The organism is Pseudomonas sp. K5002, assembly GCF_013386655.1.
Taxonomy (GTDB): Bacteria; Pseudomonadota; Gammaproteobacteria; order Pseudomonadales; family Pseudomonadaceae; genus Aquipseudomonas.
The window spans coordinates 1-14,747 of sequence record NZ_JACARK010000057.1; the positions used below are offsets into that span (position 1 = coordinate 1).

At 59.7% G+C, this 14,747-nt stretch carries 13 protein-coding genes and 1 pseudogene; 4 read left to right on the top strand and 10 right to left on the bottom strand.

Annotated elements, in window-relative coordinates; translation table 11 throughout:
• Together nagZ and psrA are read right to left on the bottom strand one after the other, a co-directional pair.
• The coding region (gene nagZ, locus HX846_RS03770; protein WP_178964996.1) for a beta-N-acetylhexosaminidase at positions 1–450 on the bottom strand (450 nt) is incomplete at its 3' end.
• A 181-nt stretch (positions 451–631) separates the two neighbouring features.
• Positions 632–1,339, bottom strand: a complete 708-nt coding sequence (gene psrA / locus HX846_RS03775; protein ID WP_003218964.1) for a transcriptional regulator PsrA — start codon at positions 1,337–1,339, stop codon at positions 632–634.
• 262 nt (positions 1,340–1,601) lie between these two features.
• Between psrA and lexA the strand changes: the two genes are divergently transcribed.
• On the top strand, positions 1,602–2,210 hold the full coding sequence (lexA, locus tag HX846_RS03780) for a transcriptional repressor LexA (protein ID WP_003172575.1): 609 nt from the start codon (positions 1,602–1,604) through the stop codon (positions 2,208–2,210).
• 10 nt (positions 2,211–2,220) lie between these two features.
• A complete protein-coding gene (gene sulA / locus HX846_RS03785) occupies positions 2,221–2,694 on the top strand; it encodes an SOS-induced cell division inhibitor SulA (RefSeq protein WP_003218967.1) in 474 nt (157 codons plus the stop codon).
• Positions 2,695–2,806: 112 nt separating this feature from the next.
• On the opposite strand, the gene HX846_RS03790 is transcribed toward sulA, so the two are convergent.
• The 7 genes from HX846_RS03790 to HX846_RS03820 all read right to left on the bottom strand — a co-directional run bounded on the left by HX846_RS03790 (position 2,807) and on the right by HX846_RS03820 (position 11,189).
• Positions 2,807–3,040, bottom strand: coding sequence for a hypothetical protein (locus HX846_RS03790; RefSeq protein ID WP_003218969.1), 234 nt, complete (start codon positions 3,038–3,040; stop codon positions 2,807–2,809).
• Positions 3,041–3,227: 187 nt separating this feature from the next.
• Entirely contained in the window at positions 3,228–3,749 is a 522-nt protein-coding gene (locus tag HX846_RS03795; protein WP_003218971.1) for a DUF6586 family protein, read from the bottom strand.
• A gap of 127 nt (positions 3,750–3,876) precedes the next feature.
• The gene (topA, locus tag HX846_RS03800) at positions 3,877–6,498 is read right to left on the bottom strand and encodes a type I DNA topoisomerase (RefSeq protein ID WP_003218973.1); all 2,622 of its coding nucleotides are present in this window, start codon (positions 6,496–6,498) and stop codon (positions 3,877–3,879) included.
• Positions 6,499–6,612: 114 nt separating this feature from the next.
• Positions 6,613–6,849: a DUF1653 domain-containing protein gene (locus tag HX846_RS03805; RefSeq protein ID WP_178964995.1), complete on the bottom strand. Its 237-nt coding sequence runs from the start codon at positions 6,847–6,849 to the stop codon at positions 6,613–6,615.
• Between the two features lie 97 nt (positions 6,850–6,946).
• The gene (gene fadA / locus HX846_RS03810) at positions 6,947–8,122 is read right to left on the bottom strand and encodes an acetyl-CoA C-acyltransferase FadA (RefSeq protein ID WP_003218978.1); all 1,176 of its coding nucleotides are present in this window, start codon (positions 8,120–8,122) and stop codon (positions 6,947–6,949) included.
• Between the two features lie 29 nt (positions 8,123–8,151).
• Complete coding sequence (gene fadB / locus HX846_RS03815) at positions 8,152–10,299, bottom strand: fatty acid oxidation complex subunit alpha FadB (protein ID WP_003218979.1); 2,148 nt, start codon at positions 10,297–10,299, stop codon at positions 8,152–8,154.
• Positions 10,300–10,751: 452 nt separating this feature from the next.
• Positions 10,752–11,189, bottom strand: coding sequence for a hypothetical protein (locus HX846_RS03820; protein WP_003218981.1), 438 nt, complete (start codon positions 11,187–11,189; stop codon positions 10,752–10,754).
• Positions 11,190–11,293: 104 nt separating this feature from the next.
• Between HX846_RS03820 and HX846_RS03825 the strand changes: the two genes are divergently transcribed.
• Complete coding sequence (locus HX846_RS03825; protein ID WP_003218985.1) at positions 11,294–11,731, top strand: universal stress protein; 438 nt, start codon at positions 11,294–11,296, stop codon at positions 11,729–11,731.
• Positions 11,732–11,929: 198 nt separating this feature from the next.
• Here HX846_RS03825 and HX846_RS03830 read toward each other — a convergent pair whose 3' ends face one another.
• Entirely contained in the window at positions 11,930–13,849 is a 1,920-nt protein-coding gene (locus tag HX846_RS03830; protein WP_003218986.1) for an ATP-binding cassette domain-containing protein, read from the bottom strand.
• A gap of 212 nt (positions 13,850–14,061) precedes the next feature.
• Here HX846_RS03830 and HX846_RS03835 point away from each other — a divergent pair.
• Positions 14,062–14,747, top strand: a pseudogene (locus HX846_RS03835) (lytic murein transglycosylase); the annotation flags it as partial.

Consider the following 14,747-nt stretch of genomic DNA (forward strand, 5'->3'; position numbering starts at 1 on the left):
ACCACGGATGAAGGCGCCCGCGAGCACGGCGGCGCGCTCGGGATCGCCTTCGAAGGCGCGAGTGCCCACGACGGCGCTGCGTTGGTAATCGAGGTCCAGCACCGGGGCGAAGCTCAGGTCCAGGCCAACCGCCAGCACTTCGGTTGCCATGATCCAACCGCACTGCTCGGCCAGTTGCTCCGCATTCGGGTTGTCGGCCAAGGCACGCATCGCCGGCAGACGCACAAACCCCTGACGCAAGCGTTGCACTCGGCCGCCTTCCTGATCGACCGCCAGCAACAGGTCCGGGCGCACGGCGCGAATCGCCGCGCTCAATTCACGCACCTGCCGAGGATGCTCGATATTGCGTGCAAAAATGATCAGGCCGCCCACCTCGGGCTGACGCAACAAGTGGCGATCCTCAGCCGTCAGCCAGGTGCCGGCAACGTCCACCATCAAAGAGCCTTGCAGGGCTTGGGTCATATAGCTTCCTTAAATAACGCACGCAGCCCGAAGCCCCGCGAGATCGCATCGCCAGGATTGAATCTGGAGACGGACGCTCAGCGAGCGCAACGGGCTGTGGATAAATAGCTGAAATCGGCATGGGCGGCTAGCTTAGCGGATGCAAGCGGCCGCGCACACCCGGGAGGGGTTAAACCTTGGCCGGGACCGGTACTGACTTGCTGCGCGGGCGCAATTGGGCGGCGGCCATGGCCTGGTCGGTGACGCCGGTTTCGGCACGCATGCCGGCGGCGAGAAACGGCACCATCAGGCGCATGACCTGCTCGATGGAGGTGTTGACGCCGAAGTCGGTCTCGGCAATCGCACGCAGTGCCTTGATCCCGGACATGCTGAATGCCGCGGCACCGAGCATGAAGTGCACGCGCCAGAACAGTTCGATTGGCGGGATACGCGGGGCGGCTTCGTTGACCAGCAACATATAGCGGCGGAACACCTTGCCGTACATGTCTTCAAGGTAGCGGCGCAGGTGGCCCTGGCTCTGGCTGAACGCCAGGCCCAACAGGCGCATGAAGATCGACAGGTCGTTGCCGCTGCGTGGCTGAACCACCAGGGCTTGTTCGACGAGGATCTCCAGCAGGTCTTCCAGGCTTGGCTTGTTTTCAGGCTTGGCCTGGCGACGCTCCAGCTCACGGTCGAGGCTGATGCAGAAAGGCCCCAGGAAACGTGAGAACACGGCCTGGATCAGCGCCTTCTTGGAGCCGAAATGGTAGTTCACTGCCGCCAGGTTGACCCCGGCCTTGCTGGTAATCAGCCGCAATGAAGTTTCAGCAAATCCTTTTTCCGCGAACAACTGCTCGGCAGCATCGAGAATGCGTTCAACGGTTTCCGACTGGGCCATGGCTACTCCGCCTGACAAACACTTGTTTGAAACATACGTTTCAAGCTATGTCTTGTCAAGCCTGCAGGTCGGTTTGCGGCTGGCCGGTCAGCTATTTCATGGCCATTTAATCACATTCGCCAAGGTCTGTAGGCAGCGCTGTCTCCAGTGTGTAGGACAGGTGATAAATGACCGTCCAGCGGAGTGACTGAAAACGGTGATTGCCAAGCGCAGTCCACTGTATATAATCCCAGTCACTGTATAAAAAGACAGAGCGATCAACATGCTAAAACTGACGCCACGCCAAGCTGAGATTCTGGCTTTTATCAAGCGCTGCCTCGATGACAACGGCTACCCGCCGACCCGGGCGGAAATTGCGCTGGAACTGGGATTCAAGTCACCCAACGCCGCTGAAGAACACCTCAAGGCCCTCGCCCGCAAAGGCGCGATCGAGATGACCCCGGGTGCTTCACGCGGTATTCGCATCCCTGGCTTCGAAGCCAAGGCCGACGAGTCGACACTGCCGATCATCGGCCGCGTCGCAGCCGGTGCGCCGATCCTGGCGCAACAGCACGTCGAGGAATCCTGCAACATCAACCCGACCTTCTTCCATCCCCGTGCCGACTACCTGTTGCGGGTCCATGGCATGAGCATGAAGGACGTGGGCATTTTCGACGGCGACCTGCTGGCCGTCCACACCACACGTGAAGCCCGCAATGGCCAGATCGTCGTCGCCCGTATCGGCGATGAAGTGACGGTCAAACGCTTCAAGCGCGAAGGCAGCAAGGTCTGGCTCCTGGCCGAGAACCCCGAATTCGCGCCGATTGAAGTGAACCTGAAGGATCAGGACCTGGTGATTGAAGGCTTGAGCGTCGGCGTTATTCGCCGCTAACGGAGGCATCATGCAGTTCCTACAGACCCCACAACACACTCAACTGTCGCTGTTTGAGGCCTTTATGGCCCAGCCCCTTGCGCCCATCCTCAAGGAAGTGGTCGAAGCGCCCTGGAGCGCCGAACCCGAGGCGTTCAGTGAACTGTCGTTGCGCGGTGCTGCCGGGAACTGCCTGAGCCTGTTGGCGCCGATCCTTCGCGAACTGAGCGAGGAACAGGACGCCCGCTGGCTGACGCTGATCGCCCCGCCGTCCAGCCTGACCCAGGCCTGGTTGCGGGATGCCGGCCTGAACCGCGAACGCATCCTGTTGCTGCAACCCCGTGGTGCTCAAAGCGCCCAGCAGTTGACCTGCGAAGCCTTGCGCCTGGGCCGTAGCCATACGGTGGTCAGCTGGCTGAACCCGCTGACCACGGCGGCCAGGCAGCAACTGATCAGCGCCGCCCGCACAGGTGATGCGCAAAGCTTGAACATTCGGTTGGGATAAAACGATACGCGGGTAACTGACAGCTGTCAGGATCCGCCATGACGCGAGGCTTCTTCAGAATTGAGAAGCCGATCTGCACAATTGAAGCCTGTAAAAAAGTCGACAGACGGACTCAGTGAAGAATCCGCGGGCCGTCTTCCTTTTCCGGTTCGCCTTCAGCCAGGCGCCCCGCCATCTGCACACCTACGCTCAACATGGCTTTTGCCACTTCCACGTGCTGGCCCTGCAGGAACGCTTTTGCGTCCTCGGAAAAATCCAAGATCACCAGAGAACCCTCGTCCTCAGCCCGGCGCAGCTCGATTCGGCCGTCGGGCAACTCAACAATTTCCAGAAAGGACGTTGGCATAAAAGTCTGTTCTCCACGAAAGGCCGGCATTATATCAGTCTTGTGGCGAGCGGGCTTGCCCGCATTGGGCTGAGCCGCGGCCCTCCGACAGCTGACACTGCCAGGCCTGAAAAGCCTTGGGGCTGCTTCGCAACCCAGCGGGAGCAAGCTCCCTCGCCACAAAGCGGTAGTTGTCAGCGAGAAGCCTTCAGCACTCGTTCAATCCATCCCGAAACCGAATGGCCAACTTCTTCAGCTCCTGCCGCCAGCTTTCCAGCTCTTCCCGGCTCAACGGCTCGGGTCCTTCTTCGTCCAGGCTTACGGCCACGATCAGCGGCTGGGTCACATCGCCTTTGGGCGTGTGCTTCACCCGTGGCGGTTGGAACATCTCCGCGTGGGCTACCAGCAAGCGCGCCAGCCAACTGTCCGGGCTTTGCGCCATCTCCACCAGTTCGGCCAACTCCGGGATGGCCATGGACTCCAGCACATCCCGGTGGATGATCATTTCCGCACGCGGCGAGCCGGCCTGCGGCAGACGGTAGAACCCGGCGATCTCATGGCATAAGCCAAGCAAGGCGCCATAGAGGTGGAACAGCGCGGCTTCACGCCCGGCCTGTACCAGCGCGATAGCGTTCATCTCCTTTCCTTCCTCGGCACGGCCAAGGGCTTCCAGGGACAAACCCGCGAAGTAAATTTTCTGGTTGGTACGGGTATAGAGTTCGTTGGCCATGAAGGCAGTCTCCACAACGAATAAGGCGTGATGCTGGCTGAACAGTGTCACGGATCAGCCAAGGCCACTGCAAGCGCAAAAAAAAGGCCGCCTATCAAGGCGGCCTTTGTGCATGTAGCTGATCGTATCAAGCGCCCTGGCGCTTGTCCTCGACCTTCCACTTGCCACCGTCGTAGAACGCTTTCCAGCCGGTAGGCTTGCCTTCCACTTCGGTCTGCACGTACTGCTCCTTGGTCTTGCGGCTGTAGCGGATTACGGACGGGCGACCGTCCGGGTCCTTCTTCGGCGCTTCGCAGAGGAAGTGGTACTTCGGATCGATCTCGTCCTTGTGGGGCACGATCTCCATCACCAGCGGTGCACGGGTCTCACGGTTTTTCGGGAACTGGCTGGCAGCCAGGAACAGCCCCGAAGCACCATCACGCAGGATGTAGGTGTCGTTGACCTTCTCGCACTTGAGCTCAGGCATCTTCACCGGGTCCATCTTCGGCGGCGCCGCGTCACCGCTTTTCAGCAGTTTGCGGGTGTTCTTGCACGTCGGGTTGGTGCAACCGAAGAACTTGCCGAAACGGCCGGTCTTGAGCTGCATCTCGCTGCCGCACTTGTCGCATTCCAGGCTCGGGCCTTCGTAGCCCTTGATGCGGTAAGTGCCTTCTTCGATCTCGTAGCCGTTGCAATCCGGGTTGTTACCGCAGATGTGCAGCTTGTGCTTCTCGTCCAGCAGGTAGGCATCCATTGCCGTGCTGCAGATCGGGCAACGGTGCTTGCCACGCAATACCAGCGACTCGGATTCACCCTCGTCATCGGCCGCGATTTCATCGCCCGGCACCAGGTTGACGGTGGCCTTGCAGCGCTCTTTCGGCGGCAGGCTGTAACCCGAGCAACCGAGGAACACACCAGTGGACGCCGTACGAATCTGCATCGGGCGGCCGCAAGTGAGGCACGGAATGTCCGTCATCACCGGCTGGTTGGCCCGCATGCCGTTCTCGGCACTTTCAGCCACTTCGAGTTTCTTCTTGAAGTCGCCGTAGAACTCGTCGAGCACGTTTTTCCAGTCGCGTTCGCCCTGGGCCACGTCATCGAGATTCTCTTCCATGCCGGCGGTGAAGCCGTAGTCCATCAGGTTGGAGAAGCTCTCGGACAGGCGCTCGGTGACGATGTCGCCCATCTTTTCCGAGTAGAAACGACGGTTGTGCAAGGCCACGTAGCCGCGGTCCTGGATGGTGGAGATGATCGCCGCATAGGTCGAAGGACGACCGATACCGCGCTTTTCCATCTCCTTGACCAGGCTGGCTTCCGAGTAACGCGCCGGCGGCTTGGTGAAGTGCTGGGACGGGTCGAGCTTGATCAGCTTCAACACATCGCCCTGTGCCATGTCCGGCAGTACATCGTCGTCGCCCGGCTTGGCGATTTGCGGCATCACGCGGGTGTAACCGTCGAACTTGAGGATACGGCCCTTGGCGCGCAGCTCGAAGTCACCAGCACCCACGCTGACAGTCGTCGACAGGTATTGCGCCGGCAGCATCTGGCAAGCCAGGAACTGGCGCCAGATCAGCTCGTAGAGGCGCTCAGCGTCGCGCTCCATGCCGCTCAGCTTGCTTGGCTCGGTGTTGGCGTCGGAGGGACGAATCGCTTCGTGAGCCTCTTGTGCGCCTTCCTTGCTGCTATAGACGTTCGGCTTCTCCGGCAGGTACTTCTTGCCGAATTCGCTTTCAATATAAGTACGCGCCATCGCCACCGCGTCTTGCGACAGGTTGGTGGAGTCGGTACGCATATACGTGATGTAGCCCGCTTCATACAGGCGCTGGGCCATCATCATGGTCTTCTTCACCCCGAAGCCCAGGCGGTTGCTCGCGGCCTGTTGCAGGGTGGAGGTGATGAACGGCGCCGACGGCTTGCTGCTGGTGGGCTTGTCTTCACGCTTGACGATGCTGTAGCTGGAAGCCTTGAGCTTCTCCAGCGCGGCCATGGCCTGGGCTTCGTTGAGCGGCTTGAAGGCCTCGCCTTTCTCGCGGGCCACTTCAAAGCGCACGTTGTTGCCCTTGGCGGTGCCCAGGTCAGCGTGCACTTCCCAGTATTCTTCGGGGTTGAACGCACGAATCTCGCGTTCACGCTCCACCACCAGCTTTACCGCAACCGATTGCACACGGCCGGCGGACAGGCCACGGGCGATTTTCGCCCACAGCAGCGGCGAGACCATGTAACCCACGACACGGTCGAGGAAGCGACGCGCCTGTTGGGCATTGACGCGGTCAATGTCCAGTTCGCCCGGCTTGGAGAAGGCTTCCTGGATCGCCTTCTTGGTAATTTCGTTGAACACCACGCGCTTGTAGCGGCTGTCGTCACCCCCGATGGCTTCCCGCAGGTGCCAGGCAATAGCCTCCCCTTCGCGGTCCAAGTCGGTTGCGAGATAGATGGTGTCAGCATCCTTGGCGAGCCGGCGCAGCTCTTCGATGACCTTTTCCTTGCCCGGGAGGATCTCGTACTTGGCTTTCCAGCCATGATCGGGATCGACACCCATGCGCGAGACCAGCTGCTTGCGCGCTTTCTCTTTAGGCGTGAGCACCGGACCTTCGCCCGCAGCCGCCTTGCCGCGCTTGGCGGCAGGCTCCTTGCTGGCGCTAGCCGAACCGCTGGTGGGCAGGTCTCGGATATGGCCGATACTCGACTTCACCACGTACTCGTTACCCAAGTACTTGTTGATGGTCTTGGCCTTAGCCGGGGATTCCACAATGACCAGCGATTTGCCCATGGATCGGAAAATTCCTGAATTCGAGAAGTGAAAGGCGGTTGGCGCCTGACGCGGCAACGCTATATATAGTGGCAACAAGGTGAGGTCAAGCGCAGCATTCTGCGCGGCCTGCCTTTATTGCGCGGAAAAAAGGCTGGCTTCGGCCTGGATCAAAGCAAAGCGCGGGACCTGTTCGCCGTCAACTTCGACGGTCTCAAGGAACATGCTCAAGGGACGCACCCAAAAGCCGTAATCGCCATACAGTGCTTGGTAGAACACCACTTCCTCTTCGGTCTCGGAATGCCGCGCCACATTAAAAACGCGGTACTGCGGACCTTTATAATGCTGGTAGAGCCCTGGTTCGACTTTCATGCTCTGGCCCTCTTACAAAATTTGTTAAAAAAAAATATAAAAAATTCCAAAAAACAAAAACCGGGGCACTGGGCCCCGGCTTCCGTCAACGAAACGTTTAGATACGTTCGAAGACGGTGGAGATGCCTTGGCCGAGGCCAATGCACATGGTTGCAACCCCAAGGTTGCCGCCATTTTGCTTCATCACGTTAAGCAACGTGCCGGAGATACGAGCGCCGGAACACCCAAACGGGTGACCCAAGGCAATCGCGCCGCCGTGCAGGTTAACCTTCTCGTTCATCTTGTCGAGCACTTTCAAATCTTTCAGCACTGGCAGGGCCTGTGCGGCGAAAGCTTCGTTGAGCTCGAAGAAGTCGATGTCGGAGATAGTCAGGCCTGCGCGCTTCAATGCTTTTTGTGTGGCCGGTACTGGACCATAGCCCATGATTGCCGGGTCCACACCTGCGACTGCCATCGAACGAATCACGGCCATCGGCTGGATACCCAGGTCCTGGGCACGCTGGGCCGACATCACGATCATGCACGAAGCACCGTCAGTGATCTGCGACGAAGTACCGGCTGTCACGGTGCCGCCCTTTGGATTGAAGGCCGGCTTCAGGGCCGCCAGGCTTTCCAGGGTGGTGTCCGGACGAATGGTTTCGTCGTAGTCGAACAGTTTCAGGAAACCGTTCTCGTCGTAGCCGTTCATCGGGATGATTTCATCCTTGAACTTGCCTTCCACGGTTGCCTTGTGGGCCAACTGGTGGGAACGCAGGCCGAATGCATCCTGGGCTTCGCGGGTAATGCCGTGCATTTTGCCGAGCATTTCAGCGGTGAGGCCCATCATGCCCGAGGCTTTCGCCGCGTACAGGGACATGTGCGGGTTCGGATCCACACCGTGCATCATGCTGACGTGGCCCATGTGCTCCACGCCGCCGACCACGAACACATCACCGTTACCGGTCATGATCGCTTGGGCAGCGGTGTGCAGCGCGCTCATGGACGAGCCACACAGGCGGCTGACGGTCTGGCCGGCAGCGGTGTGCGGGATCTGCGTCATCAAGGAAGCCATGCGGGCGATGTTCCAGCCCTGCTCCAGGGTCTGGTTGACGCAGCCCCAGATCACGTCTTCGACTTCGTTCGGGTCGACCTTGACGTTGCGTTCCAGCAATTTGCTGATCAGGTGCGCCGACATGTCTTCGGCACGGGTGTTGCGGTGCATGCCGCCCTTGGAGCGGCCCATCGGAGTACGACCGAAGTCGACAATCACGACGTCTCTTGGATTCAAGCTCATAAATATTCTCGCTCTAGTCGTCTGGGCACTTAACCGAAGAAGCTCTGGCCGTTCTTGGCCATCTCGCGCAGCTTCGCAGTCGGGTGGTACAGCGGGCCCAGATCAGCGTATTGATCAGCCAGGGCAACGAACTCGGCCACACCGATGGAATCGATGTAACGCAGCGCACCACCACGGAATGGAGGGAAACCAATACCGTAGACCAGGCCCATGTCGGCCTCGGCTGCGGTTTCAACGATGCCGTCTTCCAGGCAACGCACGGTTTCCAGGCACAGGGCGATCATCATCCAGTTGACGATGTCCTCGTCGGACACTTCACGCTGTTCGTAGATGACCGGCGCGAGTACTTCGTGAACCGATGGGTCGGCCACTTTCTTCTGCTTGCCCTTCTTGTCGGTCTCGTAGGCGTAGAAGCCCTTGCCATTCTTCTGGCCCAGGCGCTTGGCTTCGTAGAGCGCGTCGATCGCCGAGCGGCGGTCGTCTTTCATGCGGTCCGGGAAGCCTTCAGCCATTACGTCGCGACCGTGGTGGCCGGTGTCGATGCCGACCACGTCCATCAGGTACGCCGGGCCCATTGGCCAGCCGAATTTTTCCATGACCTTGTCGATGCGCACGAAGTCCACACCGGCGCTGACCAGCTTGGCGAAACCGCCGAAGTACGGAAACAGTACGCGGTTGACCAGGAAGCCCGGGCAGTCATTGACGACGATCGGGTTCTTGCCCATTTTCTTGGCGTAGGCAACGGTGGTGGCAACGGCCAGCTCGCTGGACTTCTCGCCACGGATCACTTCCACCAGCGGCATCATGTGCACCGGGTTGAAGAAGTGCATGCCGACGAAGTTTTCCGGACGCTTGAGCGCCTTGGCCAGCAAGGTGATGGAAATGGTCGAGGTGTTGGACGCCAGGATCGTGTCTTCTTTCACCTGGGCTTCAACTTCAGCCAGTACCGCCTGCTTGACCTTCGGGTTCTCGACAACCGCTTCGACCACCAGGTCGACGTGGCCGAAATCACCGTAGGACAGGGTCGGACGAATGCCGTTAAGCACTTCAGCCATTTTCGCTGCAGTCATGCGGCCTTTATCAACGCGGCCTACCAGCAGCTTCGCGGCTTCTGCCAGACCCTGCTCGATGCCGTGCTCGTTGATGTCTTTCATCAGGATCGGCGTGCCTTTGGACGCCGACTGATAGGCGATACCGCCGCCCATGATACCGGCGCCGAGTACGGCAGCCTGTTTCACGTCGCGAGCGATTTCGTCGTAGGCCTTGGCCTTTTTCTTCAGTTCCTGATCGTTCAGGAACAGACCGATCAAGCTCTGCGCGGCAGAGGTCTTGGCCAGTTTGACGAAACCAGCGGCTTCGACTTCCAGGGCTTTGTCGCGACCGAAGTTCGCGGCCTTCTGGATGGTCTTGATCGCTTCAACCGGCGCCGGGTAGTTCGGGCCGGCCTGGCCAGCCACGAAACCCTTGGCGGTTTCGAACGACATCATCTGTTCGATGGCGTTGAGCTTGAGTTTTTCCAGCTTTGGCTGACGCTTGGCCTTGTAGTCAAATTCGCCGCTGATGGCGCCCTTGATCAGGTTCAGCGCGGCTTCTGCCAGCTTGTCGGGAGCCACCACAGCATCCACGGCGCCGACTTTCAGCGCGTCTTCAGCACGGTTTTCCTTGCCGGCGGCAATCCACTCGATGGCATTGTCGGCACCGATGATGCGCGGCAGGCGCACGGTACCGCCGAAGCCTGGGTAGATGCCCAGCTTGACTTCCGGCAGGCCGATTTTCGCGGTGGCAGACATCACGCGGAAGTCGGCGGCCAGGCACATTTCCAGACCGCCGCCCAGGGCGATGCCATTGATCGCGGCAACGGTCGGCACGTTGAGGTCTTCGAAATCGCTGAAAATCTTGTTGGCTTCGAGGTTGCCAGCCACAAGCTCGGCATCGGGCAGCTTGAAGTTGTCGACGAATTCGGTGATGTCAGCGCCGACGATGAACACGTCCTTGCCGCTGGAGACGATCACGCCCTTGACCGAAGCATCTGCTTTGATGGTGTCTACGGCCTGACGCAATTCATTCAGGGTTAGACGGTTGAACTTGTTGACGGACTCACCCTTGAGGTCGAATTTCAATTCGACGATGCCACTTTCAAGAGCCTTAACCGTGATGGCTTTACCTTCGTAAATCATCAACTGATCTCCACGATATGGAAGCTGAACAGTACACGTCGGACGCAGGATTCAGCGTAGGCACTGACGTTACCGTCGATGCTAACGCCAAGTTGCCAGGCACACCCGCCAACGCGATAGTCGGGATTCTGTACGAACGGTCTGAAAGACAAACGCTCAATTCATACGCCCGTTTGATTTGGGTACGTCACCTTCAGCCAAATCCGAAGAATTGTCAATCGCTCGAAAGGGCCGCAAAAACGCGACTTTTCAGTCATTTCAGAACCCGGGGCAGCCGGCATCGCCCCGCCAATGTTTAATCATTCGCGAAATCAATAATGTGAATTTTGATTTAAAGGGCTGTACAGAACCGAATATGCGGCTAGGCTAGCGGCACGTAAAACGAATTACCGGCCTGCCTGGCCAACTCCAGCCCGATGATGCTTTCGGGCTTTTTAATGCCCGCAGGAATCTCAGGCCAGCGCCTTGAGCACTGCGTCAATGTCCTGCAACACGCTCAACTCGCCCTTCTCGCCCCAGTACAGGGTGATCATTTGCTTGTCGGCTTCGACTTTGTAGACGTTTGCCGGCAGCGTCGCAAAATGTGGCAACAACTTTTCATCGACGCAGGTTTCCTGCCACTGATTGACCCAAACCCCTGGCTCCAACTGCCAGTAACTCCAGGTCACCCGCGTGGTGCCACGCCGTGGCCGGTGATACTGGGCACACGGGCTTGGCGGCTCGTGCTTGAGCCAGTGTGGCCATTCCTGGGGCGTCAGTTGCATGGCCAGGCCAATGCGCCGCGCCTCCATGCGCAAAGCCATGCGCCCGCTCGAATGGCGCGAAGGACGCAGCCACGCCAGGGGGCTTAAAACCAGCGCAAGGATTGACACCACTATCCAGACCGTCATATGTGTACTCCCGAATTTCTTGATGAGCGGATTTGACCTGACGCAACCCCATCCGCTTGAAACCAGCCATACTGAACTTATCGCTTTCCCTTGGAGGACTCCTCATGCCCTACGAACATATTCTGGTCGCCGTGGACCTGACCGAAGAATGCGACCCCGTGATCAAGCGGGCCGTAGGCCTTGCAGGCGACTCGGTGAAGCTGTCCCTGGTGCATATCGTCGAACCGATGGCCATGGCCTTTGGCGGCGATGTGCCGATGGACCTTTCCCAACTGCAACAGCAGCAGTTCGACCAGGCCAAGGAACGCCTTGACCGGCTGATCAACAAATACCCTGCCCTGAAAAAAGACCAGAGCCACCTGACCTACGGCCAGCCGCGCCAGGAAATCCACCACCTGGCCAAGGAGCAAGGTTGCGATCTGATCGTGGTCGGCAGCCACGGCCGTCACGGCCTGGCCTTGCTGCTGGGCTCCACCGCCAATGACGTGCTGCACGGCGCACCTTGCGATGTGCTGGCCGTGAAACTGGTCAAGAGCTCGTAAGACCAACGGCAATCCAATGTGGGAGCGGGCTTGTGTGGGAGCGGGCTTGCTCGCGAAAGCGGTGGATCAGTCGATAAATATATGGACTGACACACCGCTTTCGCGAGCAAGCCCGCTCCCACATCTGAACCGCGTTTCATACAAAAAACCCGGCGCTCATACAAATGAGCGCCGGGTTTTTTATTGCGCTTGAATCACTCAGGCATCCAGCTCGGCCCAGCGTTCAACCAGGGCTTCAAGCTCGCTGTTAAGCTGCTCGAGGGATGCAATCACCTTGGCGGTTTCTGCAGCTGGACGCAGGTAGAAACCCGCGTCAGCCATTTCAGCTTCAACGGCAGCAATCTGCTGTTCCTTGGCGTCGATATCACCCGGCAGTGCTTCCAGCTCACGTTGCAGCTTGTAGCTGAGCTTCTTCTTCGCAGCAGGTGCTTCCTGGGCTGGTGCCGGAGCAGCAGCCACTGGAGCAACCACGGCCGAGGTCAAGTCAGCCTTGCCGGACTTGCTCTCGGTCACGCCCAGCAGGCGCGGCGAGCCGCCCTGGCGCAGCCAGTCCTGATAACCACCGACGTATTCACGCACCTTGCCTTCACCTTCGAAGACCAGGGTGCTGGTGACCACGTTGTCAAGGAATGCCCGGTCGTGACTGACCATCAGCACGGTGCCATTGAAGGTCAGCAGGACCTCTTCCAGCAGTTCCAGGGTTTCCACGTCGAGGTCGTTGGTCGGTTCGTCGAGTACCAGCAGGTTGGCTGGCTTGCTGAACAACTTGGCCAGCAGCAGGCGAGCACGCTCACCACCGGACAAGGCCTTGACCGGCGTACGTGCACGCTGCGGGCTGAACAGGAAGTCGCCCAGGTAGCTCAGCACGTGGCGGCTCTGGCCGTCGATGTCGATAAAGTCGCGACCTTCGGCGACGTTGTCGATCACGGTTTTTTCCAGGTCCAACTGGTGGCGCAACTGGTCGAAGTAGGCCACGTCGATGCGCGTGCCCTCTTCCACGGTACCGCTGGTGGGTTGCAGGCCGTTGAGCATCAGCTTGAGCAAGGTGGTCTTGCCGGTACCGTTGGCGCCGAGCAGGCCGATACGGTCGCCGCGCTGCAGGACCATGGAGAAGTCCTTGATCAGGAACGGGCCGTCCGGGTGATGGAAGCTGACGTTTTCCAGGACCATCACTTGCTTGCCCGACTTGTCGGCGGTGTCCAGCTGGATATTGGCCTTGCCGGTGCGTTCACGGCGCTCGCTGCGCTCGACACGCAGGGCTTTCAGGGCACGTACGCGGCCTTCGTTACGGGTGCGGCGGGCCTTGATGCCCTGGCGGATCCAGACTTCTTCCTGGGCCAGCTTCTTATCGAACAGGGCATTGGCGGTTTCTTCCGCAGACAGCGCGGCTTCCTTGTGCACCAGGAAACTGGCGTAGTCGCCGTTCCAGTCGATCAGGCCGCCACGGTCCAGTTCGAGGATGCGGGTTGCCAGGTTCTGCAGGAAGGAACGGTCGTGCGTGATGAACAGCACGGCGCCCTGGAAATCCTTGAGGGCTTCTTCAAGCCAGGCGATTGCGCCGATGTCCAGGTGGTTGGTCGGTTCGTCGAGCAGCAACAGATCCGGCTCGGAAACCAGGGCCTGGGCCAGCAGGACGCGGCGACGCCAGCCGCCGGACAATTCGGCGAGGGTCTTGTCGGCGGGCAGTTGCAGGCGACTCAGGGTGCTGTCGACCAATTGCTGCAAGCGCCAGCCGTCGCGGGCTTCGAGGTCTTGCTGGACGTGCATCAGCTTGTCCAGGTCGGCTTCGGTGACGCAGTTCTGCGCCAGGTGATGGTATTCGGCGAGCAGTGCGCCCACGCCGTCGAGGCCTTCGGCAACCACGTCGAACACTGTCCGTCCGTCGGCCACCGGCAATTCTTGCGGCAATTCGCCAATCTTGAGGCCCGGGGCGCGCCAGACAGAGCCGTCATCGGGCTTCTGGTCGCCTTTTACCAGCTTCATCATGCTGGACTTGCCGGTGCCATTGCGGCCGATGATGCACACCCGCTCACCACGGGCGATCTGCCAGGACACCTTGTCCAACAACGGCATAGCGCCGAAAGCAAGGGACACATCGCTGAATTTGAGCAGGGTCATACGCTTCTCCAAAAACTGGGCGCGCATTCTACCTGACTTAGGGCTCGAGGCGGCCGGCATTTTCGCCGCTGACACGTTCTGTTGGACATTTCAGATGAACTTGAACGAAGCGACCGGCAAAGCTTTCACCGGTTGCGGGCAAAAGGCTAAGCTAGGGGCAATCAGTGTCGGCGACGTCGGCACTAGTCCAGATTCCTCTGCACGGACGTCTCATGCGCAGTCGCCTTTTCAGCTTTTTATCTTGTCTGCTTCTTTCTGCCACCGCCGTTCAATCCGCCCAGGCCGTGGACCTCACCACCCAACGTCAATATTACGATGAAGCCAAACGAGCCCTCGCCAAAGGCGACAGCGGCCCGTATTTCCAATACAGCCAGGCCCTGGCCGACTACCCGTTGACGCCGTACCTCGCCTACGACGAGCTGACCGCGCGGCTGAAAACCGCCAGCAACGAGGAGATCGAACAATTCCTCGCCAAGAACGGCGACCTGCCCCAGGCCAACTGGATGAAACTGCGCTGGTTGCGCTGGCTGGCCGACCGTGGCGACTGGCAAACCTTTGAAAAGTACTACGACGCCAAACTCAATTTCGTCGAACTGGACTGCCTCCATGGCCAATTCCAGCTGACCCACAACCAAAAAGCCGAAGGCTATAAAACCACCGAGAAGCTGTGGCTGACCGGTAAATCCCAGCCTGCTGCCTGTGATGCCACCTTTGGCCAGTGGGCCGCCGACGGCCAACTGACCGAACAGAAAATCTGGGACCGCGCCAAGCTCGCCGCCGAAGCCCGCAACTATCCGCTGGCCAACAGCCTGGTGAAGACCCTGCCGACCCTCGGCGCCCAGGGCCGCCTGATGGTGGACGTGGCGCAGAAGCCCGACATGCTCGGCGACCCATCGCG

Bases quoted from the DNA above. Each gene is read 5' to 3' on its own strand.
- HX846_RS03790 (WP_003218969.1), bottom strand. From the start codon at position 3,040: ATGCCAACGTCCTTTCTGGAAATTGTTGAGTTGCCCGACGGCCGAATC.
- HX846_RS03830 (WP_003218986.1), bottom strand. From the start codon at position 13,849: ATGACCCTGCTCAAATTCAGCGATGTGTCCCTTGCTTTCGGCGCTATG.
- psrA (WP_003218964.1), bottom strand. From the start codon at position 1,339: ATGGCCCAGTCGGAAACCGTTGAACGCATTCTCGATGCTGCCGAGCAG.
- fadB (WP_003218979.1), bottom strand. From the start codon at position 10,299: ATGATTTACGAAGGTAAAGCCATCACGGTTAAGGCTCTTGAAAGTGGC.
- sulA (WP_003218967.1), top strand. From the start codon at position 2,221: ATGCAGTTCCTACAGACCCCACAACACACTCAACTGTCGCTGTTTGAG.
- HX846_RS03805 (WP_178964995.1), bottom strand. From the start codon at position 6,849: ATGAAAGTCGAACCAGGGCTCTACCAGCATTATAAAGGTCCGCAGTAC.
- HX846_RS03825 (WP_003218985.1), top strand. From the start codon at position 11,294: ATGCCCTACGAACATATTCTGGTCGCCGTGGACCTGACCGAAGAATGC.
- lexA (WP_003172575.1), top strand. From the start codon at position 1,602: ATGCTAAAACTGACGCCACGCCAAGCTGAGATTCTGGCTTTTATCAAG.
- HX846_RS03795 (WP_003218971.1), bottom strand. From the start codon at position 3,749: ATGGCCAACGAACTCTATACCCGTACCAACCAGAAAATTTACTTCGCG.
- fadA (WP_003218978.1), bottom strand. From the start codon at position 8,122: ATGAGCTTGAATCCAAGAGACGTCGTGATTGTCGACTTCGGTCGTACT.
- topA (WP_003218973.1), bottom strand. From the start codon at position 6,498: ATGGGCAAATCGCTGGTCATTGTGGAATCCCCGGCTAAGGCCAAGACC.
- HX846_RS03820 (WP_003218981.1), bottom strand. From the start codon at position 11,189: ATGACGGTCTGGATAGTGGTGTCAATCCTTGCGCTGGTTTTAAGCCCC.